Origin of the sequence: Streptomyces luteireticuli, from assembly GCF_041519305.1 — a bacterium.
Classification (GTDB): Bacteria; Actinomycetota; Actinomycetes; order Streptomycetales; family Streptomycetaceae; genus Streptomyces; species Streptomyces luteireticuli.
The window spans coordinates 2,640,946-2,665,625 of the sequence record NZ_CP167927.1 but is presented as its reverse complement, the minus strand read 5'-3'; the positions used below and the strand labels follow the sequence as shown (position 1 = coordinate 2,665,625).

The window sequence follows — 24,680 nt, the reverse complement described above, 5'->3', positions numbered from 1 at the left end:
TCCGCTCACCGTTTCCGCAGCAGCACGCTGCGCGCGCCGTCATCGAGCGCCGGACGGGCCGTACCGGCCGGGACCGTCGCCCGCCAGAGCCGCCGGCACGCCACCACCGTCGCCGCCACCAGCAGCGCATTGCGCAGCGTCAGCGTTACCACCCCCAGCGTGTCGCTGGCGACCACGTGCGAGAACCAGATCGGGAACTCCAGCTGCGTCAGGGGCGCCACCAGGAGCACCAGCGCCACCGGCAGGCCCGCCTGCCGGGACGCCCGGGCCGTCGCGCACACGGCCGCCAGCCCGATCAGCCACACCACGTACTGCGGGCTGATCACCCGGCTCGTCGTGGTGAACAGCAGCACCGCCGTGAACGCCGCGTCGGACGGTGTGCACGGCGTGAACGTCCGCGCCTTCAGCCGCCACAGCAGCAGCCAGCCGAAGGCCAGCAGGCTCAGCCCCAGCGCCACCGCGCTGACCGCGTGCACATGGCGGCCGAGGAACTCCACCGAGCCGTAGTGCAGCCGCGCCCGCCCGTGCCAGCCGAAGTGCCGGCCGAGGTGGAAGACCAGCGACCCCAGGGACTCCACCTCCGTGCCCCGGTCGCGCTGGAAGGTCAGGAAGGCCAGCGCCCCGGGCATCGCCGCGGCGAACAGCATCGCCACCACCACCGTTGTGACCAGGGCCGAGCTCCACGCGGACCGGGTGCGCGGGCCGCGCTCCACCCCGATGAGCAGCAGCATGGGCCAGACCTTCAGCAGCGTGCCGAGACCGGCGAGCGCCCCGGCCGCGCGCGGGCGGCTGCCCAGGGCCAGCAGCGCGGCGACCGCGACGGCCGTCACCATCACGTCGTAACGGGCGTAGACGATCGGCCCGAGCAGCGGCACCCCGGCCACCCACACCCACACCCCGCGCCGGCTGCGCCGCCCGTCCCGGACCGCGTACAGCAGCAGCGCGAGGACCGCGGCGTCCGCCGCGAAGCACACCAGGAAGAACGCGGCCGCGTAGTTCAGGAAGGGCAGCAGGCCGGGGGCGAGCACGGCGAGGGCGGCGGCGGGCGGGTACTGCCAGGTCACGTCGTCGTAGGGGAAGACACCGGTGCTCAGGACGCCGTACCAGCCCTGGTAGATCACCTTGATGTCGACGGAGACGTCGGAGCCCGGCATGGGCAGCACGCGGAAGACGCACAGCAGGAGGAAGGCGCGGGTGACGGCCCACGCCGTGATCGGGTTCTGTGTGATCGGATTCCGTGCGATCGGATTCCGCATCGTCCACCTCGTCCGGTCGGGGGCTGCTCGCCGTACGTGCACCGTCACTGGAAGGCATGATGCCTGGCAGCCGGGCCGGTACGCGGTGACGTGGCGGGGACGGGCGCGGTTGCCGCCCGATCGCCGTCCGCAGGCGGAGGGTACTGTCGGCGGCGATGCACAAGACCCTGATCGTCACCAATGACTTCCCGCCCCGCCCGGGCGGCATCCAGGCCTTCCTGCACAACATGGCGCTGCGCCTGGACCCGGAGCGGGTCGTCGTCTACGCCTCCACCTGGAAGCGGAGTCCGGAGGGCCGGGCGGCCACCGCCCGCTTCGACGCCGAGCAGCCGTTCCGCGTCGTGCGCGACCGCACCACGATGCTGCTGCCCACGCCGCGGGTGACCCGGCGGGCGGTGGGGCTGCTGCGCGAACACGGCTGCTCCTCCGTCTGGTTCGGGGCCGCGGCCCCGCTGGGGCTGATGGCCCCGGCGCTCCGGGCGGCCGGGGCACGGCGGATCGTCGCCACGACGCACGGCCACGAGGCGGGCTGGGCGCAGCTGCCGGGGGCGCGGCAGTTGCTGCGCCGCATCGGGGAAGGGACCGATGTCATCACCTATCTGGGGGAGTACACGCGGTCCCGCATCGCGACCGCCCTCACGGGTGACGCGGCGTCGCGCATGGTCCAACTGCCGCCCGGCGTCGACGAGAAGACCTTCCACCCCGGGTCGGGAGGGGACGCGGTGCGGGCCCGGCTGGGACTGACGGACCGGCCGGTGGTCGTCTGCGTCTCCCGGCTCGTCCCGCGCAAGGGACAGGACACGCTGATCCGGGCCATGCCGGCGGTGCTGGCGCGGGTGCCGGACGCGGTGCTGCTGATCGTCGGGGGCGGGCCGTACGCGGCCGATCTGCGACGGCTGGCGGCGGAGACGGGCGTCGCGGACGCCGTGCGCTTCACCGGTCCCGTGGAGTGGGAGGAACTGCCCGCTCACTACGGTGCGGGCGACGTCTTCGCGATGCCGTGCCGGACGCGGCGGGGCGGGCTGGACGTGGAGGGGCTGGGGATCGTCTATCTGGAGGCGTCGGCGACGGGGTTGCCGGTGGTGGCGGGGGATTCCGGCGGGGCGCCGGATGCGGTGCTGGAGGGGGGGACGGGGTTTGTCGTGCGCGGCGGTTCGGCGTCCGCCTGCGCCGATCGTCTCGTCGAGCTGCTCCTCGACCCCGGGCTGCGGGCGCGCATGGGGGCGCGGGGGCGGGAGTGGGTGGAGGAGCGGTGGCGGTGGGATCTGCTGGCGGGGCGGTTGGAGGGGTTGCTGTAGGGGGAGTTGCCCCTGGCCCGCCCTTTCACCGTTTCTCGCGCGCTCCGCGCGGGGCAACGCGGCTGCGCCGCATTAGTCCTCAAGCGCCGGACGGGCTGAATCAGCCCGTCCGGCGCTTGAGGACACCCGCGCGGAGCGCAAAGAAACGGTGAAAGGGCGGGACCGGGGCAACAAACCCTCACCCGTGATAGATCGCCTCGATCTCCTGCGCGAAGTCCTTCGCGACAACATTCCGCTTGAGCTTCAGCGACGGCGTCACATGCCCGGACTCCTCCGTGAACTGCGCCGCCAGGACCCGGAACTTCCGCACCGACTCCGCCTTGGAGACGGCCGCGTTCCCGTCGTCCACCGCCTTCTGGACCTCCGCCAGCAGATCCGCGTCGTCCACCAGGTCCGCGGCCGTCAGGCCGGCCCGCTTGCCGTGGGACTCCAGCCAGCGCGGCAGGAAGTCCTCGTCGAGGGTGACGAGCGCGCCCACGAAGGGGCGGCCGTCGCCGACGACCATGCACTCGGCGACGATCGCGTGGGCGCGGATGCGGTCCTCGATGACCGCGGGGGCGACGTTCTTGCCGCCCGCGGTCACGAGGATCTCCTTCTTCCGGCCGGTGATCCGCAGGAAGCCGTCCTCGTCGAGGGTGCCCAGGTCGCCCGTGTGGAACCAGCCGTCGGCGAGCGCCTCGGCGGTGGCCTTCTCGTTGTTCCAGTAGCCGGTGAACAGGTGCTCGCCGTGCAGCAGCACCTCGCCGTCGTCCGCGATCCGGATCACGGAGCCGGGCAGCGGCTGGCCGACGGTGCCGATCTTGGGCCGGTCCCAGGGGTTGAAGGCGGTCGCGGCGCAGGACTCGGTGAGGCCGTAGCCCTCCAGGACGGTGAAGCCGATGCCCCGGTAGAAGTGGCCCAGCCGCTCGCCCAGCGGCGCGCCGCCGGAGATGGCGTGGGTGGCGCGCCCGCCGAGGACGGCGCGCAGCTTGCCGTAGACGAGCCGGTCGAAGACCTTGTGCTTGAGCTTCAGGCCGAAGGAGGGGCCCGATTCCGTGTCCAGCGCCCGGCTGTAGGCGATGGCCGTGTCCGCGGCCTTGTCGAAGATCTTGCCCTTGCCGTCCGCCTGGGCCTTGGCCCGCGCCCCGTTGTAGACCTTCTCGAAGACCCGCGGCACGCCCAGGATCAGCGTCGGGCGGAAGCCGGCCAGGTCGTCGGTGAGGTTGCGGATGTCGCTGACCATGCCCAGCCGGATGGGGGCCAGGAGCGCGGCGATCTCCACCAGCCGCCCGAAGACATGGGCCGCGGGCAGGAAGAGGAGGACGGAGGAATCGCCGGTGTTGAACAGGGGTTTGAGGCGCTCGACCGCGTTGCCGCACTCGGCGAAGAAGCTGCGGTGGGTGAGCACACAGCCCTTGGGGCGGCCGGTGGTGCCGGAGGTGTAGACGATCGTCGCGGGCGAGTCCGCGTCGGCCAGCGAGCTGCGCTCGTCGGCCTCCTCGTCGGTGACGGCCTCGCCGGCGGTACGGAGGGAGTCCAGCGCGCCGTCCTCGATCTGCCAGACATGCTTCAGCTCCGGCAGGTGCTCCCGCACCGACGCCACCGACTCCTCGTGCGCCCCGGTCTCCACCAGGCAGGCCACGGCGCCGGAGTCGCCGAGGATCCACTCGATCTGCTCGGGGGAGCTGGTCTCGTAGACCGGCACGGTGACCGCGCCGGCGGTCCAGATGGCGAAGTCCAGCAGGGCCCACTCGTAGCGGGTGCGCGACAGCAGGCCGATCCGGTCGCCGGGCTTGACGCCCGAGGCCATCAGGCCCTTGGCCGCGGCGCGGACCTCGGCGAGGAACTCCACCGCCGTGACGTCCTGCCAGCCGCCCGCGGTCTTGCGTCCTATGACGACGACCTCTGGGTGGAGCGAAGCGTTCCGGCGGATGAGATCCGTCAGGTTTCCGTCCGCGGGGACCTCATAGAGGGCCGGAAGGCTGAACTCGCGCAAGACTGCTGCTCCTCGTCGGGCGCCGGCGCCGCCGCGTCGTCGAGGGGCGCTGCGTCGGCTGCGGTCCATGTATTTCAGGCAGGTGAAGGGTGTTTCAGGCAGGGTGAAGGAGAACGGCCCGGACGTTACCCACCAGTACAGCTTTCGAATAGAGGGTCACGCCCAGATGTTCTGTGCGTCACATGCCGCGGAACCGCTCTCGGCACCCTAGCCCCTCCTCCGGGTGACCGGGAAGTAACCGCAGGTCGCAGCCCTTCCGAAGGTCATACCGGGCGGCCTAGGGTGCTGAACCATGAGAGGCATGCGGGTCAACGTGATCAGCGACGTACACGGCAATGTCCGGGACCTGGCCCGGGCCGGGGACGGCGCGGACGCCCTGGTCTGTCTGGGGGACCTCGTCCTCTTCCTCGACTACGCCGACCACTCGCGCGGCATCTTCCCCGAGCTGTTCGGGGCGGAGGCGGCCGGCCGCCTCGTCGAGCTGCGCACCGCCCGCCGCTTCGACGAGGCCCGGGAGATGACCCGCGCCCTGTGGGCGGGCCTCGACAAGGACGCCGAGATCGAGAAGGCCGTCCGCAAGCAGTACGCCGAACTCTTCGCCGCCTTCCCCACCCCGACCTACGCCACCTACGGCAATGTCGACGTGCCCCCGCTGTGGCCCGAGTACGCCCGTCCGGGCACGACGGTCCTCGATGGCGAGCGGGCCGAGATCGGGGGGTGGATCTTCGGCTTTGTCGGAGGTGGCCTGCGGACGCCCATGCGCACCCCCTACGAGATCGACGACGAGGTCTACGCCGCCCGGCTCGCCGCCCTCGGCGAGGTGGACGTCCTGTGCTCCCACATCCCGCCCGACGTGCCGGAACTCTGCTACGACACGGTCGCCCGCCGCTTCGAGCGCGGCAGTTCGGCCCTGCTGGAGACCATCCTGGCCACCCGCCCCAAGTACGCGCTCTTCGGCCACGTCCACCAGCCACTGGCGCGAAGGATGCGCATCGGCGTGACCGAATGCGTCAACGTCGGGCACTTCGCCTCCACCGGTACGCCATGGGCGCTGGAGTGGTGACGCGCCGCGAGAGGTAGCCTTCACCGGCAGACAGCGCGAACACCGCAGCGCGAACGCAGCGGACAGCACGACCCAGCAGCAGACAGCACGACCCAGGCGAGTCACGACACAGGCGGCGGCCGGCACGGAGGAGCCCCAGCGATGGCGGAACACACCAGCTCGAGCATCACGATCGAGGCGACCCCCGCCGAGGTCATGGCGGTGATCGCCGACTTCGACCGCTATCCGGAGTGGACGGGGGAGGTCAAGCAGGCCGAGGTGCTGGAGAAGGACGAGCAGGGCCGCGCGGCCAAGGTCCGCCTGGTGCTGGACGCGGGCGCCATCAAGGACGACCACACGCTGGGCTACAGCTGGCCCGACGAGCTCACGGTCTCCTGGTCGCTGGTCAAGTCGCAGATGCTGCGCCAGCTCGACGGCTCCTACAGCCTCGCCCCGCTGGACGGCGGCCGCCGGACCGAGGTCACCTACTCCCTCACCGTCGATGTGAAGATCCCGATGCTGGGGATGATCAAGCGCAAGGCGGAGAAGGTCATCATCGACCGCGCCCTCGCCGGGCTCAAGGAGCGCGTCGAGACCCTCGTCGCCTCCTGACCCCCGTTCAACCCTGCCGGAAAGGCCCTCCTTGCGCACGGTCCTCGTCACCGGTCCCGGCGGCGCGGGCCGCACCACCGCCGCGGCGGCCACCGCCCTCGCGGCGGCCCGCGCCGGACACCGCGTCCTGCTGCTGACCGGGGAGCGCGGCCCCGTACCGGAGGCCGTGCTCGGCGTCCCGCTGCCGCGCACCGGCGCGGACGCCCGCCGGCCGTGGGGGACGCCCGTCGAGGCGGCCCCCGGGCTGTGGGCCGCCCGGGTCGCCGCCGACGAGCACTTCACCGCCCTCGCGGGCGACCTCCAGGACCGCGGCGCCGCCCTCTTCGACCTGCTGGGCGCCGCCCCCCTCGACCCCGAGGAGCTCACCGAGCTCCCCGGCGCCGAACCCCTCGCGCTGCTCGCCGCCCTGCGCGCCGCGCACCGCGAGGACGCCTCCTGGGACCTGCTCGTCGTCGACATGCCCCCGTCCCACGACACCGTCCGGCTGCTCGCCCTCCCCGAGCAGCTGCGCCGCTACCTGCGCCGGCTGCTGCCCCCGGAGCGGCAGGCCGCCCGCGCCCTGCGCCCGGTCCTCGCCCAGCTGGCCGGGGTGCCCATGCCCGCCCAGCGGCTCTACGAACTCGCCGCGCGCTGGGACGACGAACTGGCCGCCGTCCAGGACGTGATCGACGCGGACTCCACCACCGTCCGGCTGGTCACCGAGCCCGGCCCCTGGGCCGGGGACGCGCTGCGGCCGGTGCGCGCGGGACTCGCCCTCCAGGACGTCCGCATCGACGCCCTCATATCCAACCGGCTGCTCCCCGGGGGCACCGACCCCTGGCTCGCCGGCCTCGCCGCCGAGCAGGGCGCCGCGCACGAGGCGCTCCGCGAGGAGTACGCGGCCGACGGCATCGCCGTCCTCGGCCTGCCGCACCTCGGCCGGGCCCCGCGCGGCACCGCCGACCTCGCCGACCTCGCGGAGCGGGGCGGACTCGGCAAGCCCGGCGACGCCCCGCCGCGGCCCGCCCGCACCGTCGAGGACCATCTCGCCACCGACAATCTGCTGGTCTGGCGGCTGCCGCTGCCCGGGGCCGAGCGCGACGGGCTCGGCCTGGTGCGTCGCGGTGACGAACTCATCGTCGCCGTCGGACCGTTCCGGCGCGTCCTGCCGCTGCCGTCCGCGCTGCGCCGCTGCACCGTCGCCGGCGCCGGACTGCGGGACGGAGCGCTGTGCGTACGCTTCGTGCCCGACCCCCGGCTGTGGCCCCGGACGCCCTGAACGGCGTTGCCTCGTTCGGGTAACGTCGGAGGAAAGCCCAGGGAAAGCCCCGCTTCTGGAGTCCGCCGTGAACGATGCCACCGAGCGCCCCGCCCCGCACGGGGAATCCGAGCCCGACGCATGGCAGGCGGCCTGCGCCGAGGACCTCGCCGCGGAACGCGAGCGCAGGCGCGAGCAGTACGGGCGGGGCGACGGGAGCACGGCCCCCGGCACGGCCGCGGAGGAGCTGCGCAAGCTGATCGACGCCGTCACCGACAAGGTGTCCGGCCTCCAGCTGCCGCCGGCCGTGTCCGCGGCGCAGGGCGCCGTGCAGCAGATCGTCGACGCCGCGAAGGCCGTCGTCGAGCCGGTCGTCGAGCGCAACCCCGAGGTCTTCGACCACCTCGCCTCCGCCGGCTCCGAACTGCTCGCGGCCTACCGCGCGGCGGTGCGCGGACAGGAGGAGCGGTGGACCCGCCGCGCCGCGGAGGACGTCCGGGGCGGGTCCGGCGGCCGGGACGGGCGGGACGACGGCGACGGCGGGGACGCCCCGGGCGGCACCGAGCGCATCGACCTCGACTGAGGCCCGGCCGGGGAGCTCCCTCACCTCCGGTACGGTTGGTCGCGGCGGGGTTCGAGCGAAAAACTGAGGGATACATGGGACTCACCATCGGCGTGGACATCGGCGGCACGAAGATCGCGGCCGGCGTGGTCGACGAAGAGGGTTCGATCCTCGCGACGTGCAAGGTGCCGACCCCGAACACGCCCGAAGGGGTCATCGACGCCATCGCCGACGCGGTGCGGACCGTCAGCGCCGACCACGACGTCGAGGCGGTCGGCATCGGCGCCGCCGGTTACGTGGACGACAAGCGGGCCACGGTCCTCTTCGCCCCGAACATCAACTGGCGCCACGAGGCGCTCAAGGACAAGGTCGAGCAGCGCGTCGGCCTGCCCGTCGTCGTCGAGAACGACGCCAACGCCGCCGCCTGGGGCGAGTACCGCTTCGGCGCCGGCCAGGGCCACGACGACGTCATCTGCATCACCCTGGGCACCGGCCTGGGCGGCGGCATCATCATCGGCAACAAGCTGCGCCGCGGCCGCTTCGGTGTGGCCGCCGAGTTCGGGCACATCCGCACCGTGCCGGACGGCCTGCTGTGCGGCTGCGGCAGCCAGGGCTGCTGGGAGCAGTACGCCTCCGGCCGCGCCCTGGTCCGCTACGCCAAGCAGCGCGCCCAGGCCACTCCGGGCAACGCCGAGATCCTCCTGGGCCTGGGCGACGGCACCCCCGAGGGCATCGAGGGCAAGCACATCAGCGAGGCCGCCAGGCAGGGCGACCCGGTGGCGATCGACTCCTTCCGCGAGCTGGCCCGCTGGGTCGGCTCCGGACTCGCCGACCTCGCCTCGCTGTTCGACCCGTCGGCGTTCATCGTCGGCGGCGGGCTCTCCGACGAGGGCGACCTCGTCCTCGACCCGATCCGCAAGTCCTTCCGCCGCTGGCTGGTCGGCGGGCAGTGGCGCCCGCACGCGCAGGTGCTCGCCGCGCAGCTCGGCGGCAAGGCGGGGCTCGTCGGCGCGGCCGACCTGGCGCGCCAGGGCTGAACCGGATCATGATGGTGGCATGGGTGACGTGCTGCCTGATCTGCCGGCCTCGGGGAGCGAGGCCGACGGCACCGCCGTCGTGCGGGTGCTGAGTTACAACGTCCGTTCCCTGCGGGACGATGTGGGGGCGCTGGCCCGGGTCATCCGGGCCTGCGCCCCCGACGTCGTCTGTGTGCAGGAGGCCCCCCGCTTCTTCCGCTGGCGCAAGGCGGTGGCGCGCCTCGCGCGGGCGGCCGGGCTGGTGTATGTGACGGGCGGGGCGACGGCGTCCGGCCCGATGATCCTCTCCACGCTGCGCCCCCATGTGGAGCGTGCCGAGGCCCTGTTGCTGCCCCGGACGCCGGGACTGCACCAGCGCGGGCTGGCGACGGCCGTCCTCCGCTTCGGCCCGGCCGTGCGTCTGGGTGTCGTCAGCTGCCATCTGAGCATCCGCGACGAGGAGCGGTACGCCCAGGGACGGTTGGTGCTGGACGCGCTGGCTTCGCTCGGCGTATCGCACGGCGTCGTCGCCGGGGACCTCAACGACCGGCCGGACGGGCGGACGTTCGGGCTGCTGGCGGGTGCGTTGCAGGACGGCTGGGCCGTGAAGCCGTGGGGGCGGGAGCATACGACGCGGCTGGGGGATCCGTTGCAGCGGATCGATGCGGTCTTTGCGACGCGGGGGGTGGAAGTGCTGGGGTGCGGGGTGCCGATGGGGTTGCCCGGGGTGTCCGAGACCGACTTGAGGGCGGCCACGGACCACCTTCCCGTGCTGGCGGCGCTGCGGGTGCCGGTGGGTGGGTGAGGGGTTTTGCCCCCGGCCCGCCCTTTCACCGTTTCTTGCGCTCCCGCGCGGGGCAACGCGGCTGCGCCGCGTTCGTCCTCAAACGCCGGACGGGCTGAATATCAGCCCGTCCGGCGCTTGAGGACTTCGCCCGAAGGGCGAATGGGGTCCGGGGTCTCCCCGGAAGAAACGGTGAAAGGGCGGGCCGGGGGCAAAACCCCTCACACCACCGCCCCGCGCCCCGGATCGTCCTCGTCCCCGTCGTCCCCGTCCCGCATCCGCAGGACCAGCGTCGCGAAGCCGCCGAGGAAGCCGCCGATGCCCAGCGTCGTGATCCACCAGGTCAGTTCCTGCTGGAGCAGGACCATCACCAGCAGCAGCAAGGGGCCGCCCAGCACCGCCAGCCAGGCGAAGCGCGACGTGACGTCACCGGTCGGGAGCGGCGGCGGCTCCGGAGGGACGAAGTGGCCCTCGTCATCGTCGTCCTCCGCGTCCGGGGACGGCGGCGCGGCGGACCAGTCGCGGGGGCCGACCCCGGGCGCGTAGACGATGAAACTGCCGGGGCGGTCGGGCGGTTTGGGGGCCTCCGCCGTGGGGGTCTCCACCGCGGGGGCGGCGGCCGGAGGGGGCTCCTCCTCGCTGCCGGTCGCCGGCCAGCGCCCCTTCTCGGGGTCGGGCTGCTCCCCGTACGCGGCGACCAGCTCCGCCCAAGCGGCGTCCTCGTCGAGGGGGTCGCGGTCGTGGTCGGCGTCGCGCTCAGCCACGGGGAGCCGTCCGCTGCGCGGCGAGCCGGGAGATGAACGCGTAGGTGTCCTCGAAGATCGCCGGGGCGTCGTGGTCGAGCGTGGCCACGTGGTAACTGCGCTCCAGCAGCCGCTCGGTGACGTCCCGGGAGGAGACCCGGGCCAGGATGCGCGCGGAGTCGGCGGGCGGCACCACATGGTCCTCGGGGCTGTGCATCAGCAGCAACGGCTGGGTCACCTGGGGCAGTTCGCGGTCCACGAGCTGGAGGAAGCGCCGGAAGGAGTGCGCCGCGTGCAGCGGCACCCGGTCGTAACCGGCCTCCTCCGCCCCGGGCTTGGCGATGTCGCTGGCGATCCCGGCGGTCGTGGGAATGAGGTGCCGGAGCACCGGCAGCGCCTTGGCGGCCAGCCCGTGCACCTTGTTGGCCGGGTTGACGACGGCGACGCCCGAGACAGCGTCCCCGTGCCGGGCCGCGAGCCGCAGGGCCAGCGCCCCGCCCATGGAGAGCCCGCAGACGAAGACCCGGTCGCAGCGCTCCCGCAGTCCCCACAGTTCGCGGTCCACCTCGGCGTACCAGTCCTGCCAGCCGGTGATCTGCATGTCCTGCCAGCGGGTGCCGTGGCCGGGCAGCAGGGGCAGCGACACCGTGAACCCGCGGGCGGCGAGATCGTCGGCCCAGGGCCGTACGGACTGCGGGGAACCGGTGAAGCCGTGGCAGACGAGGACGCCGACCTCTCCGCCTTCGTGGCGGAACGGCTCGGCGCCGGGGAGGAGCGGCACCGGGATCTCCGATCGTGGAGCGGGACCGCGGGCACGACGGGCAACGACGGGCACGACGTGCGGCGGCCGCGGAAGGACAGGGTCTGTGCCTCAGCCTACGCGGAGCGCCGCACGGCGGGTAGGCAGGTTAAGGTCTCCTCGTCACACACAGGAGGTTCTCGGTTGTTCTACGGCGCTATGAAGCTGTCCATCGGCGGGTCGCTGAAGCTTGCCTTCCGGCCGTGGGTGGAGGGCCTGGAGAACGTGCCCGCCGAGGGGCCCGCGATCCTGGCGAGCAACCACCTCTCGTTCTCGGACTCCTTCTTCCTTCCCGCGGTGCTCGATCGCAAGATCACCTTCATCGCGAAGCAGGAATACTTCACCTCTCCGGGTGTCAAGGGAAAGCTGACGGCAGCGTTCTTCAAGGGCGTGGGCCAGCTCCCGGTGGACCGCTCGGGAGCCCGCGGCGCCGGCGAGGCGGCGATCAAGAGCGGCATCGAGGTGCTGGAGCGCGGTGAGCTCTTCGGCATCTACCCGGAGGGCACCCGCTCCCCGGACGGCCGCCTCTACCGCGGCAAGCCGGGCGGTCTGGCCCGGGTGGCGCTGGCCACCGGTGCCCCCGTGCTCCCCGTGGCGATGATCGACACGGAGAAGGTCCAGCCGCCGGGGAAGGTCGTGCCGAAGATGATCCGGCCCGGCATCCGCATCGGCAAGCCGCTGGACTTCAGCCGCTACCACGGCATGGACGGCGACCGCTTCATCCTGCGCTCGGTGACCGACGAGGTCATGTACGAGATCATGAAGCTCTCCGGCCAGGAGTACGTGGACATCTACGCCACGGCCGCCAAGCGGCAGATCGCCGAGGCGGCCAAGAAGCAGGCCGAGGAGGAGCGGGAGGCCGAGAAGGCCGCCAAGGCCGCCGGCCTGGAGCCCGAGAAGAAGCACTTCTGGAACAAGGGCGACAAGAGCGGCAAGGGCGAGGAGTAGGCGCGCTCCCCGGGCGGGGAGTGTGAGAGGTGGGGGGATGACGGCCGAGCGCACCGGGCGCCCGCGTCGCGTACGGATGTCGGTGGAGCTGCCGCTGTGGCGCGCGCTGACCGGCTACCGGCTCGTGACGCTCTGCTACGCGCTCGCCCTGTTCATCCCCAACTACCGCGACTACGACCATCCGCTCGGCGCCGCGCTCTACATGGGCGTACTCACCCTGTGGACGCTGCTCACCTGGAACCGCGTCACCTCCGCCGAACGCTGTACCCGCCGCTTCCTCGTCGTCGATCTCACCATCGCGCTGAGCGGCATCCTCCTCACCGGTGTGCTGGACTCCGGCTTCCGCATCGAGGACGGGGCGGCCACCCTCCCGTCCATCTGGACGGCCGGCGCCGTCCTCGGCTGCGCGATCAAGGGCGGCTGGCGGTGGGCCGCCCTCGCCGCCACCCTGGTGGCCCTGGCCAACGCCGTCGAGCGCGAGGGCCTGCCCCGGGACACCCTCCACGACGTCCTGCTCGTCTGGGTCGCCAGCATCGCCATCGGCTACATCGTCGAGGTCGCCCGGGTCAGCGAGCGCACCCTCGCCCAGGCCCTGCGGATCGAGGCGGCCACCCGGGAGCGGGAGCGGCTGGCCCGCGACATCCACGACAGCGTCCTCCAGGTGCTGGCCATGGTCCAGCGCCGGGGCACCGCGCTCGGCGGCGAGGCCGCCGAACTGGGCCGGATGGCCGGGGAGCAGGAGATCGCGCTGCGCACCCTGGTCGCGGGCGGCCTGCTGCCCCGGCGGGGCCCGGCGGAACCCCTGCCGGACGCCGGCCCGGTCCCGGTCCCCGTCCCCGCGCCCGCCGCGCCCCGGGGCCCCTGCGACCTGCGGGCGCTCCTCGGCCCGTACGCCGGGGCGGCCGTCTCGTTCGCCGCGCCCGGCACGCCCGTGCTGCTGGAGGCCGCGGCCGCCGCGGAGCTGGCCGCCGCCGTCGGCGCCGCCCTCGACAACGTGGCGCAGCACGCGGGCGAGGACGCCAAGGCCTGGATCCTGCTGGAGGACGAACCGGACGAGGTGATCGTCACGGTGCGGGACGACGGCCCCGGCATCCCCGAGGGCCGCCTCGCGGACGCCGAGCGCGAGGGCCGGATGGGCGTCGCCCTCTCCATCCGCGGCCGGCTGCGGGACCTGGGCGGCCGCGCCGAGCTGGTGTCCGTGCCGGGACAGGGCACGGAAGTCGAACTGCGAGTACCACGGGGGACCAAGTGACCGGACTCAAGGTGATGGTGGTCGACGACCACCCGATGTGGCGCGACGCCGTCGCCCGCGACCTGGCCGCCGCCGGGTACGAGGTGGTGGCCACGGCCGGCGACGGGCCGCAGGCCGTCCGCCGCGCCCGGGCCGCCGCCCCCGACGTCCTGGTCCTGGACCTCAACCTGCCCGGGCTGCCCGGCGTCGAGGTCTGCCGGGAACTCGTCGCCGCCGATCCCGCCCTGCGCGTCCTCGTCCTCTCCGCCAGCGGCGAGCACGCCGACGTCCTGGAGGCGGTGAAGTCCGGCGCGACCGGCTACCTGGTCAAGTCGGCCAGTACGGAGGAGCTGCTGGCCGCCGTCCGCAGCACTGCGGCCGGCGACCCCGTCTTCACCCCCGGCCTGGCCGGACTCGTCCTCGGCGAGTACCGCCGCCTCGCCGCCGAGCCCGCGCCACCGGCCCCCGACACCCCCGACGCCCCGCGGCTCACCGACCGCGAGACCGAGGTGCTGCGCCTCGTCGCCAAGGGACTCTCGTACAAGCAGATCGCCGAACGCCTGGTTATTTCCCACCGGACGGTGCAGAACCATGTGCAGAACACCTTGGGCAAGCTCCAGCTGCACAACCGGGTGGAGCTCGTCCGCTACGCGATAGAGCGAGGTCTCGACGACGCCTGAGCCCGCACCGCGGGGCCGCCGGGCGGCCGTCGCGAGGGAGGGAAGGTGTCTGTCATGCGGGTCGGAGTGCTGACCGGCGGCGGTGACTGCCCCGGGCTCAACGCGGTCATCCGCGCCGCCGTCCGCAAGGGCGTGCAGCAGTACCACTACGAGTTCACCGGCTTCAAGGACGGCTGGCGCGGGCTGCTCACCGGCGCCGCCGTCCCGCTCGGCATCCCGGCGGTCCGGGGCATCCTGCCCCGGGGCGGCACCATGCTCGGATCCTCGCGGACCAACCCCTTCAAGGAGCGGGACGGGGTCCGCAGGATCCGGGAGAACCTCGGCAGGAGCGAGGTGGACGCGCTGATCGCCATCGGCGGCGAGGACACGCTCGGCGTCGCCGCCCGGCTCTGGGAGCAGTACGGCATCCCCTGCGTCGGCGTCCCCAAGACCATCGACAACGACCTCTCGGCCACGGACTACACCTTCGGCTTCGACACCGCCGTCGGCATCGCGACCGAGGCGATCGACCGGCTGCACACCACGGCCGAGTCGCACATGCGGGTGCTGGTCGTCGAGGTCATGGGCCGCCATGCGGGCTGGATCGCCCTCCACTCCGGACTGGCCGGGGGCGCCAACGTCATCCTCATTCCCGAGCAGCGCTTCGACCTCGACGAGGTGTGCGGCTGGGTCACGTCCCGCTTCCGCGCCAGCTACGCGCCGATCGTGGTGGTGGCGGAGGGGGCGATGCCGCAGGACGGGGACCTGGTGCTCAAGGACGCCGCCGCGGCCCTCGACTCCTTCGGCCACGTCCGCCTCTCCGGGGTCGGGGAGTGGCTCGCGAAGGAGATCGAGCGCAGGACGGGGAAGGAGGCGCGGACGACGGTGCTGGGGCATGTGCAGCGGGGCGGGACGCCGAGTGCGTTCGACCGGTGGCTGGCGACGCGGTTCGGTCTGCACGCGATCGATGCGGTGCGGGACGGGGATTACGGGGTGATGGTCGCGTTGCGGGGGACGGATGTGGTGCGGGTGCCTCTGGCGGAGGCGACGGCCCGGCTGAAGACGGTGCCGCTGGAGCGGTATGAGGAGGTGAAGGTGTTCTTCGGCTGAGCGCCGGGCTGTTTGTTCCCCGCCCCGCCCTTTCACCTCCCCCAGAGGGGGTACCCCCATTGCGCTCCCGCGGGGCAACGCGGCTGCGCCGCGTTCGTCCTCAAGCGCCGGACGGGCTGAATATCAGCCCGTCCGGGGGTTGCCCCCTCCGGGGAGTTTGAGGACTTCGCCCGAAGGGCGAATGGGGTCCGGGGTCTCCCCGGGAAACGGTGAAAGGGCGGGCCAGGGGCTATCCCACCGCCACCGCGGACAGCAACTCGCCCACGATCCGCACCCCGTTCACCGTCAACACCGACTCCGGATGGAACTGCACACCCGCGAACGTCGCCCCGCGCAACGCATGCACATCCCCGCTCCCGGGATCACGGCTCACCTCGATCCCGTGCATCGCCAGCTCCCCGGCCGCAGCCGCATCGCACCGCGCCGTGAACGTGTTGTAGAACCCCACCGTCTCGGCCCGGCCGAAGAAGTCGATCCGCTCCTGCGCCCCCTGGAACGGCACCGCCTTCCGTACGATCTCCAGCCCCAGCTCCGCCGCGATCAGTTCGTGCCCCAGGCACACGCCCAGCACCCCGTGCCGGTGCCCGGCCAGCAGGCCGGCGGTCAGGGCGCGCAGCAGCCGCATCCTGGGGTCGGCGGCGTCGGACGGGTTCCCCGGGCCGGGGCCGAGGACGACCGGGCCCTCGTGCGCGAGCGCCGACTCCCGCAGCCCGGGCTCGTCGTAGCGGCGGACGGTCACCGTCAGGCCGGAGGCGCGCAGCAGGTGCGCGAGCATCGCGGTGAAGGTGTCCTCCGCGTCGATCACCAGCGCGTGCCCGGCCCCCGCGGCGGGGACCTCCTGCATCCGCAGCCAGAACGGCGCCAGGTCCGCCCGCCGCGCGTCGAGGGCGGCCCGCACCCGGGGGTCGTCGGCCAGCCGCGCCGCCGGCACGGCGGCGATGCGCCCGGCCGGGGGCCGGACGCCGAGCGCCGTCAGCACGCCCGCCGCCTTCGCATGCGTCTCCGCGACCTCGCCGTGCGGGTCGGAGCCGCGCACCAGGGTGGCGCCGACCGAGACCCGCAGCCGTCCGCGCCGGTCGATGTCCGCGGTGCGGATGAGGATCGGCGAGTCGAGCGTCCGGGCCCCGCCCGCGTCCCGCCCGATCAGCGCGAGCGCCCCCGCGTAGTAGCCGCGCCCGTCCGGCTCGTGCCGCCCGATGACCCGGCAGGCGTTCTCCAGGGGCGACCCGGTGACCGTGGCCGCGAACATCGTCTCCCTCAGCACCTCGCGCACGTCCAGCGAGGAGCGCCCGCGCAGCTCGTACTCGGTGTGCGCGAGGTGGGCCATCTCGCGCAGCCGCGGCCCGACGACGACGCCGCCCCGGTCGCCGACCGTGCACATCATCTTGAGCTCCTCGTCCACGACCATGGACAGCTCCTCGACCTCCTTGCGGTCGTGGAGGAAGTCCAGCAGGTCCTCGGGCGTGGGCCCGCCGTCCGGGTAGCGGTAGGTGCCGCTGATGGGGTTCATCACCACCGAGCCGCCGGACATCCGTACGTGGACCTCGGGGCTGGCGCCCACCAGGGTCCGGTCGCCGGTGTGCACGACGTACGTCCAGTAGGCGCCGCGCTCGCCGGCCAGCAGCCGGCGGAAGAGGGCGAGCGCGTCCGCCGGCCCGAACCCGTGCACCTCGCCCTCGAAGGTGCGGCGGATCACGAAGTTGGCGCCCTCCCCGGTGCCGATCTCGTCCCGCAGGACCCGTTCGACGACCCGGGCGTACTCCTCGTCGCCGGTGGCGAAGGCCCCGCCCTCGACCCGGACGTCGTGCGCGGGGAGCGCGCCGAGGACCTCGGCGAGCGGGAGGTCGTACGCCTCCTCGGGGTGCAGGACGAGCAGCGGCGTCCCGTCGTCGCGGACGTCGAAGCCGCGCTCGCGCAGCTGCCGGAAGGGGACGAGGGCCAGTGCGTCGGGCACCGGCCCGCCGGGCGCGGGCGGGCCCTCGGGGAGGGGGATGTCCGCGAGGGCGGCGGCCTCGGTCACCGGGCCGGTGAGCAGCTCGACGACGTCGTCGGGCCGGCCGGGGGCGCGGCGGTGGAGCAGGGCGAACGGCGGGTGGCCGGGAGCGGCCAGCCGCGCGAGGAGGGCGGCGGTGTCGGGCACGGGGGTTCCTTCCGGTGGGGGAGGAACGGCCCGGGCAGATACGCCGAAGGCCGCCCCTCGGGCGGCCTTCGCGGTTGATCGGGATGTACGCGATCAGTGGGCCGCCGCGGAAGCGGTCCACCACCAGGTGCGGTTGGAGAGCACGTACATGCCGCGCACTGTACCGGACGGCGGCGCCGGTGTCTCAGCTTCCGTCTCACAGTCCGGTCCGCAGGCCGGACCCGGTCGGTGACCACGTAATGTGGAAGCGTGACCGTGAACGCTGAAATCCACGCCGGTGGAAACACCTGGCGCTCCCTGCCCGCGGCGCAGCAGCCCGAGTACCCGGATGCCCAGGCTCTGCGCGATGTGATCGCCGAGCTCGAGTCCTATCCGCCTCTCGTCTTCGCCGGTGAGTGCGACCAGCTGCGCCAGCGTCTGGGAGCCGTCGCGCGCGGCGAGGCGTTCCTGCTCCAGGGCGGTGACTGCGCCGAGGCGTTCGACGCGGTCGGCGCCGACCAGATCCGCAACAAGCTCAAGACGCTGCTGCAGATGGGCGCCGTGCTGACCTACGCCGGCTCGGTGCCGGTGGTCAAGGTCGGCCGGATCGCCGGTCAGTACAGCAAGCCGCGTTCGAAGCCCACCGAGACCCGCGACGGCGTGACCCTGCCGACCTACCGCGGCGACTCGGTGAACGGCTTCGCCTTCACCCCCGAGGCCCGCACCCCGGACCCGCAGCGGCTGAAGCGGATGTACCAGGCGTCGGCCTCCACGCTGAACCTGGTCCGCGCCTTCACCACGGGCGGCTACGCCGACCTGCGCCAGGTCCACGCCTGGAACCAGGACTTCGTCCGCTCCTCGCCCTCCGGCCAGCGCTACGAGCAGCTGGCCCGCGAGATCGACCGGGCGATGAACTTCATGAACGCCTGCGGGGTGGACCCGGAGGAATTCAAGACGGTGGAGTTCTACGCCTCCCACGAGGCGCTGGTTCTGGACTACGAATCGGCGCTGACCCGGGTGGACTCCCGTACGGGCCATCTCTACGACGTGTCCGGCCACATGGTGTGGATCGGTGAGCGCACCCGGCAGCTGGACGGGGCGCACATCGAGTTCGCGTCCAAGATCCGCAACCCGATCGGCGTCAAGCTCGGCCCGACGACCACGCCCGAGGAGGCGCTCACCCTCATCGAGCGCCTCGACCCGGAGCGCGAGCCGGGTCGGCTGACCTTCATCACCCGGATGGGCGCGGACAAGATCCGCGACAAGCTGCCCACCCTGGTGGAGAAGGTCACGGCGTCCGGTGCCCAGGTGGTCTGGGTCTCCGACCCGATGCACGGCAACACCTTCGAGGCGGCCTCGGGCCACAAGACCCGACGCTTCGACGACGTGCTCGACGAGGTCAAGGGCTTCTTCGAGGTCCACAAGGCGCTCGGCACCCACCCGGGCGGCATCCACGTCGAGCTGACCGGCGACGACGTCACGGAGTGCGTGGGCGGCGGCGACGAGATCTTCGTCGACGATCTGCACCAGCGCTACGAGACGGCGTGCGACCCCCGGCTCAACCGCAGCCAGTCGCTGGACCTGGCGTTCCTGGTGGCGGAGATGTACCGGGACCAGTAGTCCCGGCCCGGAGAGCACGGCCGAGGGGCGCGGATCGGTGATCCGCGCCCCTCGGCGTTGTGCGGGGCGGACCCGGGCAGGTAAGGTAAGGGTTACCTTCCTAATTGATCTTATTCCGATCGATTTCCGATCGATTCGATCCCTGACCCGGCGAGGCGGTGACCGCGTGTACGTCTGCTCGTGCTTCGGCATCACGGAGCAGCAGGTGCGTGAGCACGCGGAGCAGGGCCGGTGCACCCCGCGCCAGATCGCCTCGGCCAGTAAGGCCGGCACGGACTGCGGCAGCTGTGTGCGCCGGATCCAGTCGCTGCTCGGGCGGGGCACCTGCCCCCGCCGGGAGCTGGCGGACCGGGGCGAGCCTGGGGTGCTGAGCGCCGAGGTGGCGACGCTGCCGCGGCCGTCGCTCGCCGAGGACGGCACGGCGCGCGCCGCGTAGCCAGGGGGTGTCCGATGGGTCGGCACAGGCCCTGCGGCGCCCGGTACGGCACCTCGCCGCGTTGTCGCATCACCCGAGTACGCCCAGTACGCGGGTGATGCTCCGCCTTGCGATCCTCCCCCAGCTAACGCTGGGAGGTGCCCCCAGCACCGGACGCCGCAGGGCCCGCACCGACCCGTCGGACACCCCCTAGTCGGCCCCGCCGTTCTCCTGCTCGATGAACTGCGCCAGGTAGAGCGGCTCGCCCAGCTTCTCGATGAGTTCGAGCTGGGTGTCGAGGTAGTCGATGTGGTCCTCCTCGTCCGCGAGGATGGACTCGAAGATGTTCGCCGAGGTGATGTCGCCCTTGGCCCGCATGACCTCCACCCCGCGCCGGAGGCGGTCGATCGCCTCCACCTCCACCTGCCGGTCGGCCTGGAACATCTCGGTGATCGTCTGGCCGATGCGGAGGTGGAAGAGGCGCTGGTAGTTGGGCAGCCCCTCCAGGAAGATGATCCGGTCCGTGAGGGTCTCCGCGTGCCGCATCTCGTCGAAGGACTCGGCGCGGGTGTGCTGTGCGATCTTCGTCCAGCCGTGGTGCTCCTGCACTTTCGCGTGCAGGAAGTACTGGTTGATGGCGGTCAGCTCGCCCGTGAGCTGTTCGTTGAGGAATTCGATGATCTCCGGGTCGCCCTGCATCGAGCGGGCTCCTTCCTGAGGTGGGTGGCAGGTAGCGCGCATCCTTGCACCGGCCCCGGAAACCGTCCAGTAAGTGCACACTTAGTGGTAGTTGTCCGGAAAGTGGGCGGATAGCGGGGGAAGCCGGGGGAACCCCCGGTCATCACCACCCCACCAGGTCTGACACCATGGAGGTATGGGTCAGTCGGAAAGCCGCAAAGGGGAACATCTCCAGCTGCCTCCGGGGCAGCGTCTCCAGCGCGGCTGGCCGGTCACCCACTATGGGCCGGTGCCGAAGTTCCGACCGGAACGCTGGGAGTTCCGGGTCTTCGGCGCGATCGCCGACGGCGACAAGCACTGCTGGACGCACGACGAGTTCTCCGCCCTGCCGTACACGACGGTCGTCGCGGATCTGCACTGCGTCACCAAGTACAGCGTCCTGGGCGCGGAGTGGGGCGGCGTCGCCACCCGGACGATCCTCGAACTCGCGCCGCCCGCGCCGGACGTCACCCATGTGATGGTCTGGGCCGAGTACGGCTACAGCTCCAACCTCCGGCTGTCCGACTTCTCTTCGGAGCGCTCGATCTTCGCGACGCACAAGGACGGCGAACTCCTCACCGCGGAGCACGGGTTCCCCGTGCGGCTCGTGGTCCCGCATCTGTATGCGTGGAAGGGGCCCAAGTGGGTGCGGGGAGTTGAGTATATGAGGGCGGACCGGCGGGGCTTCTGGGAGGAGCGGGGCTACCACAACCTCGGGGATCCTTGGCGGGAGCAGCGCTACTCGTACCAGGAGGAGCCGGGGGACGGGCCGGAGTTGTAGGGGGTCTCTCCCCGGGAGGATCAGGGCCGGGGAGAGGGGAAAATCAGTCGTCCCGCAGGGACTTCAGGCGGGACACGTCCGTCGCGTGGCCCTCCACACCGCCCGGTGTCTCGATCGTCAGCGGGACGCCCGCCGTCTCCGGATGGGTGAAGAGACCGGCGAACGGCTCCGCCCCGATATGGCCGGAGCCGATGTTCTCGTGGCGGTCCTTGTGCGCACCCACCACGTCCTTCGAGTCGTTCGCGTGGATGAGGCCCAGACGCCCGGGGCCGACCACCGACACCAGTTCGTCCAGTGCCAGCTTCATCCCGCCGGGGGCGGACAGGTCGTGGCCGGCCGCGAAGAGGTGGCATGTGTCCAGGCAGACGCCCAGTTTCGGGTGGTCCGACAGCGCTTCGAAGTAGGGGCCGAGGTCCGCGATCCAGGAGCACAGGGACGCGCCCTGCCCGGCCGTCGGCTCCAGCAGCAGCCGCGGATCGTCGTCGTGCGTGAGCTCGTCGAGGAGCGGCAGCAGCCGCTCGTGGACCTGGGCGAGGGCCGTGTCGCGCGCCCGGCCGCCGGTGGCCGAGCCGGTGTGGACGACCACGCCGCGGGCGCCGATCGCCCGTCCCCGGCGGAGCGAGTGCCGCAGGGAGACGACCGACCGGTCGACCGTTCCGCCGTTGTCCGAGCCGAAGTTGATGAGGTACGGCGCGTGGACGTACGAGGGGAGGCCGCTCGCGCGGAACTCCTCGTCCTGCGCGGGATTCCCCGGCGGCGTCGCCCAGCCCCGCGGATTGGCGACGAAGACCTGCACGGCCTCGGCGCCGATCGACCGCGCGTACGGCAGCCCGGTCCGCGCCAGGCCGCCGGCCACGGGGATGTGCCCGCCCACGGGATTCCGGTCGCGCCCGGCCGTCATCAGAAGGCACCCTTCATCTTGATCGTGATCGTGTCGCCCCGGGCCGCCTTGTCGCCGGCCCGCACCGACTGGCTCTCCACGGAGTCCCGGGGGAAGAGGAACGGCTTGTCCACCCGGACCTGGAACCCCGCGTCCGTCAACGCCTTCCGGGCCTCGGACTCACTCTTCCCGGTGACATCCGGGACGGTGATCATCTCCTTGCCCTTGGACAGGGTGACGGCGATCGTGTCGCCCTTGGCCGCCTTGGCACCCGCCGCCGGGGACTGCTCGGCGACGGAGCCCTTCTCCCGCGGGGAGAAGACCTGGGCGTCCGAGACCTTGATCTGGAAGCCCTCGTCGCGCAGGGCCGCCGTCGCGTCCGCGACCGACAGACCGCTGACGTCCGGCACCTCCTGCGGAGCGCCCTTGCTGACGACCAGGGACACGGGTGTGTCGGGCCGGCGCTCCTCGCCCGCCCGCGGGTCGGTCGCGAGGACGGAACCCTGCGGGGTCTCGTCGCTGAACTGGGCGCCGACGTCGCCGACCGTCAGCCCCTCCTCGGCGATCTTCTTCTTCGCGTCGTCGAGCCGCATGCCCACCACATTGGGCACCTCGGCCCGCTCGGGGCCGCGGGAGACGGTGAGCGTCACCCTGCCCGTGTTGCGGATGCGCTCGCCCGGCCGGGGGTCGGTGGCGATCACATGGCCGCGCTCGACGGTGTCGCTGTACGCCTGCTTCGTCCGGACGCCGAGGCCGGCCGCGTCCAGCTTCTCCTCCGCCTTGTCCTGCGTCAGGTCCAGCACGGCGGGGACGGAGGTGAACTGGCCGGAGTTGACGTACCAGACGCCGGTGCCGGCCAGCAGCGCCAGCAGCACCGCGGCGACGATCAGCGCCACGCGCCGCGGGCGGCCGCGCAGGGCGGCGGTGAGCCGGGAGCGCACGGAGGACGCGGGCGGGGCCGGGGGCACCGGGGGGTGTTCGAAGCGGGCGGTGAGGTCGGACGGGGCGACCGGGTCCGTCGCCTGGGCGGGTACCGGCTGCTGCCCGGCGGCCGGGCGCGGCAGGACGCTGGTGCGGTCCTCCGAACCGGCGGCCTCCTCCCGGGCGGCGGCGGCCAGCGGCGGGCGGGCGTCCAGCTGTTCGTGCGTCAGCGCGTTGCGGGCGGCGCGGACCAGGCCCAGCATGCCCACCGCGTCGTCCGGACGCAGCCCCGGGTCGCGTGCCGTGGTGGTCGTCACCAGGTCGTCGAGCTCGGGCGCCAGGCCCGGGACCTCCTCGGAGGGCGACGGCACGTCCCGGTGCAGGTGCTGGTAGAGCACCTGGGCGGGGCTGGCGCCGCTGTGCGGCTTGGTGCCGGTGAGCATCTCGTAGAGGACGACGCCGCAGGCGTAGACGTCCGTGCGGGTGTCGGCGGTGCCGTGCTCGATCTGCTCGGGGGCGAGGTAGGAGACGGTGCCGAGGATCGACCCGGTGTTGGTCGCGCTGTTGGTGCCCACCGTCCGCACCAGCCCGAAGTCGGCGACCTTGACCCGGCCGTCGTCCCCGATCAGCACATTCTCCGGCTTCATGTCGCGGTGCACCAGACCCGCGCGATGGGCGGCGCCCAGCGCGGCCAGCACCGGCTCCATGATGTCCAGCGCCGCCCGCGGCTGGAGGGCGCCCCGCTCGCGCAGCACGTCCCGCAGGGTGCAGCCGGCGATGTACTCCATCGCGAGGTAGACGTACGCGCCGTCGGTGCCCTGGTCGTAGACGCCCACCACATTGGGGTGGTCGAGGCGGGCGGCGGACTTGGCCTCGCGGATGAAGCGCTCGACGAAGGCCGTGTCCGCGGCGAGCGCGGGGTGCATCACCTTGACGGCGAGCACCCGGTCCAGCCGGGTGTCCAGGGCGCGGTAGACCGTGGCCATGCCGCCGGCGGCCACCCGCGCCTCGATGCGGTAGCGGCCGTCGAGCAGCCGGTCGACGAGGGGGTCCGGCAGGGTCGTATCCACGGTCAACGAGTCTACGAGCCATCCAGGACGCCCCGTACGTCCGTACGTCCGTACGGGGCTGTCACCGTCTTTGCGGGAACTCAGCGGGCGCTGAACGCCGGGCGCTCCGGGTCCAGGGCCGCCAGCCCGGACACCGGCGACGACGCCTCCGCGAAGTGCCGGCGGGGGATGCGGCCCGCGCGGTGGGCCAGCCGGCCCGCCTCCACCGCGTGCCGCATCGCCTCCGCCATCAGCACCGGCTCCTGGGCCCGGGTCACCGCCGAGGCCAGCATCACCGCCGAACAGCCCAGCTCCATCGCCTGCGCCGCGTCCGAGGCGGTGCCGGCGCCCGCGTCCAGGATCACCGGGACGCCGGCCCGTTCCGTGATGAGCTGGAAGTTGTGCGGGTTGCGGATGCCCAGGCCGGAGCCGATGGGCGAGCCCAGGGGCATGATCGCGGCGCAGCCCGTGTCCTCCAGGCGGCGGGCCAGCACCGGGTCGTCGTTGGTGTAGGGGAGCACCGTGAAGCCGTCGTCCACCAGGATCTCGGCCGCGTCCAGCAGCTCTATCGGGTCGGGCAGCAGGGTGCGCTCGTCGGCGATCACCTCCAGCTTGACCCAGTCGGTGCCCAGCGCCTCCCGGGCCAGCCGCGCGGTGAGCACGGCCTCGCCCGCGGTGTAGCAGCCGGCGGTGTTGGGCAGCACCCGGATCCCGTGCCGCTCCAGCACGGAGAGCACGGAGCCGCGCACCGCGGGGTCGAGGCGGCGCATCGCGACCGTGGTCAGCTCGGTGCCGGAGGCCAGCAGGGCCCGCTCCAGCACGTCCAGGCTGGGCGCCCCGCCCGTGCCCATGATCAGCCGGGAGGTGAACGGGGTCCCGGCGATGGTGAGGATGTCGTCGGCCATC

23 protein-coding genes are annotated in these 24,680 nt (G+C 72.8%); 14 read left to right on the top strand and 9 right to left on the bottom strand.

Going from position 1 to position 24,680, the window contains the following annotated elements:
• Positions 1-5: 5 nt before the first annotated feature.
• Positions 6-1,256, bottom strand: a complete 1,251-nt coding sequence (locus AB8735_RS11240; protein ID WP_344024497.1) for a glycosyltransferase 87 family protein — start codon at positions 1,254-1,256, stop codon at positions 6-8.
• A gap of 155 nt (positions 1,257-1,411) precedes the next feature.
• Between AB8735_RS11240 and AB8735_RS11235 the strand changes: the two genes are divergently transcribed.
• Positions 1,412-2,554 (top strand): glycosyltransferase family 4 protein, encoded by a 1,143-nt coding sequence (locus AB8735_RS11235; protein ID WP_344024495.1) that lies wholly within the window; start codon positions 1,412-1,414, stop codon positions 2,552-2,554.
• A gap of 178 nt (positions 2,555-2,732) precedes the next feature.
• Here the strand turns inward: AB8735_RS11235 and AB8735_RS11230 are convergent, their stop codons facing one another.
• A complete protein-coding gene (locus tag AB8735_RS11230; protein ID WP_372406966.1) occupies positions 2,733-4,529 on the bottom strand; it encodes a long-chain fatty acid--CoA ligase in 1,797 nt (598 codons plus the stop codon).
• A 301-nt stretch (positions 4,530-4,830) separates the two neighbouring features.
• Between AB8735_RS11230 and AB8735_RS11225 the strand changes: the two genes are divergently transcribed.
• From AB8735_RS11225 to AB8735_RS11200, 6 genes are all read left to right on the top strand, one after another.
• Positions 4,831-5,592, top strand: coding sequence for a metallophosphoesterase (locus AB8735_RS11225; RefSeq protein WP_344024491.1), 762 nt, complete (start codon positions 4,831-4,833; stop codon positions 5,590-5,592).
• 141 nt (positions 5,593-5,733) lie between these two features.
• On the top strand, positions 5,734-6,183 hold the full coding sequence (locus AB8735_RS11220) for an SRPBCC family protein (RefSeq protein WP_344024489.1): 450 nt from the start codon (positions 5,734-5,736) through the stop codon (positions 6,181-6,183).
• A gap of 31 nt (positions 6,184-6,214) precedes the next feature.
• Positions 6,215-7,441, top strand: a complete 1,227-nt coding sequence (locus tag AB8735_RS11215) for an ArsA family ATPase (RefSeq protein ID WP_372406964.1) — start codon at positions 6,215-6,217, stop codon at positions 7,439-7,441.
• 67 nt (positions 7,442-7,508) lie between these two features.
• Positions 7,509-8,003 (top strand): DUF5304 domain-containing protein, encoded by a 495-nt coding sequence (locus AB8735_RS11210; protein WP_372406962.1) that lies wholly within the window; start codon positions 7,509-7,511, stop codon positions 8,001-8,003.
• Positions 8,004-8,077: 74 nt separating this feature from the next.
• The gene (locus tag AB8735_RS11205) at positions 8,078-9,019 is read left to right on the top strand and encodes an ROK family glucokinase (protein WP_344024483.1); all 942 of its coding nucleotides are present in this window, start codon (positions 8,078-8,080) and stop codon (positions 9,017-9,019) included.
• Positions 9,020-9,038: 19 nt separating this feature from the next.
• Positions 9,039-9,803: an endonuclease/exonuclease/phosphatase family protein gene (locus AB8735_RS11200; RefSeq protein ID WP_372406960.1), complete on the top strand. Its 765-nt coding sequence runs from the start codon at positions 9,039-9,041 to the stop codon at positions 9,801-9,803.
• A gap of 200 nt (positions 9,804-10,003) precedes the next feature.
• Here AB8735_RS11200 and AB8735_RS11195 read toward each other — a convergent pair whose 3' ends face one another.
• Both AB8735_RS11195 and AB8735_RS11190 read right to left on the bottom strand, forming a co-directional pair.
• Entirely contained in the window at positions 10,004-10,546 is a 543-nt protein-coding gene (locus AB8735_RS11195; RefSeq protein WP_344024479.1) for a hypothetical protein, read from the bottom strand.
• Positions 10,539-11,306: an alpha/beta fold hydrolase gene (locus AB8735_RS11190; RefSeq protein WP_344024477.1), complete on the bottom strand. Its 768-nt coding sequence runs from the start codon at positions 11,304-11,306 to the stop codon at positions 10,539-10,541. Before AB8735_RS11190 ends, AB8735_RS11195 begins: the two co-directional genes overlap by 8 nt.
• A gap of 177 nt (positions 11,307-11,483) precedes the next feature.
• On the opposite strand from AB8735_RS11190, the gene AB8735_RS11185 reads away from it, so the two are divergent.
• From AB8735_RS11185 to AB8735_RS11170, 4 genes are read left to right on the top strand one after another with little or no spacing between them, the layout of a single operon-like run.
• Positions 11,484-12,272 carry a lysophospholipid acyltransferase family protein gene (locus AB8735_RS11185; protein WP_372411822.1) on the top strand — a complete coding sequence of 263 codons (789 nt, stop codon included), beginning with the start codon at positions 11,484-11,486 and terminating at the stop codon, positions 12,270-12,272.
• A 37-nt stretch (positions 12,273-12,309) separates the two neighbouring features.
• Positions 12,310-13,524 carry a MacS family sensor histidine kinase gene (macS, locus tag AB8735_RS11180; protein WP_372406959.1) on the top strand — a complete coding sequence of 405 codons (1,215 nt, stop codon included), beginning with the start codon at positions 12,310-12,312 and terminating at the stop codon, positions 13,522-13,524.
• 14 nt (positions 13,525-13,538) lie between these two features.
• Positions 13,539-14,183: a response regulator transcription factor gene (locus AB8735_RS11175; RefSeq protein ID WP_344024527.1), complete on the top strand. Its 645-nt coding sequence runs from the start codon at positions 13,539-13,541 to the stop codon at positions 14,181-14,183.
• A 54-nt stretch (positions 14,184-14,237) separates the two neighbouring features.
• Positions 14,238-15,272 (top strand): 6-phosphofructokinase, encoded by a 1,035-nt coding sequence (locus AB8735_RS11170; RefSeq protein ID WP_344024475.1) that lies wholly within the window; start codon positions 14,238-14,240, stop codon positions 15,270-15,272.
• Between the two features lie 229 nt (positions 15,273-15,501).
• Here the strand turns inward: AB8735_RS11170 and AB8735_RS11165 are convergent, their stop codons facing one another.
• Entirely contained in the window at positions 15,502-17,412 is a 1,911-nt protein-coding gene (locus tag AB8735_RS11165; protein ID WP_372406957.1) for an anthranilate synthase family protein, read from the bottom strand.
• Positions 17,413-17,661: 249 nt separating this feature from the next.
• On the opposite strand from AB8735_RS11165, the gene AB8735_RS11160 reads away from it, so the two are divergent.
• On the top strand, positions 17,662-19,011 hold the full coding sequence (locus tag AB8735_RS11160; protein ID WP_344024471.1) for a class II 3-deoxy-7-phosphoheptulonate synthase: 1,350 nt from the start codon (positions 17,662-17,664) through the stop codon (positions 19,009-19,011).
• 166 nt (positions 19,012-19,177) lie between these two features.
• The gene (locus AB8735_RS11155; RefSeq protein WP_344024469.1) at positions 19,178-19,447 is read left to right on the top strand and encodes a (2Fe-2S)-binding protein; all 270 of its coding nucleotides are present in this window, start codon (positions 19,178-19,180) and stop codon (positions 19,445-19,447) included.
• Between the two features lie 189 nt (positions 19,448-19,636).
• Here AB8735_RS11155 and bfr read toward each other — a convergent pair whose 3' ends face one another.
• Entirely contained in the window at positions 19,637-20,125 is a 489-nt protein-coding gene (bfr, locus tag AB8735_RS11150) for a bacterioferritin (RefSeq protein WP_344024467.1), read from the bottom strand.
• 175 nt (positions 20,126-20,300) lie between these two features.
• On the opposite strand from bfr, the gene AB8735_RS11145 reads away from it, so the two are divergent.
• The gene (locus AB8735_RS11145; RefSeq protein WP_372406954.1) at positions 20,301-20,924 is read left to right on the top strand and encodes a sulfite oxidase-like oxidoreductase; all 624 of its coding nucleotides are present in this window, start codon (positions 20,301-20,303) and stop codon (positions 20,922-20,924) included.
• 43 nt (positions 20,925-20,967) lie between these two features.
• On the opposite strand, the gene AB8735_RS11140 is transcribed toward AB8735_RS11145, so the two are convergent.
• From AB8735_RS11140 to AB8735_RS11130, 3 genes are all read right to left on the bottom strand, one after another.
• The gene (locus tag AB8735_RS11140) at positions 20,968-21,825 is read right to left on the bottom strand and encodes a deoxyribonuclease IV (protein ID WP_372406952.1); all 858 of its coding nucleotides are present in this window, start codon (positions 21,823-21,825) and stop codon (positions 20,968-20,970) included.
• Complete coding sequence (gene pknB, locus AB8735_RS11135; RefSeq protein ID WP_372406950.1) at positions 21,825-23,795, bottom strand: Stk1 family PASTA domain-containing Ser/Thr kinase; 1,971 nt, start codon at positions 23,793-23,795, stop codon at positions 21,825-21,827. Before pknB ends, AB8735_RS11140 begins: the two co-directional genes overlap by 1 nt.
• Positions 23,796-23,875: 80 nt before the next feature.
• Positions 23,876-24,679, bottom strand: a complete 804-nt coding sequence (locus tag AB8735_RS11130; RefSeq protein WP_372406948.1) for a thiazole synthase — start codon at positions 24,677-24,679, stop codon at positions 23,876-23,878.
• Position 24,680: the final 1 nt, after the last annotated feature.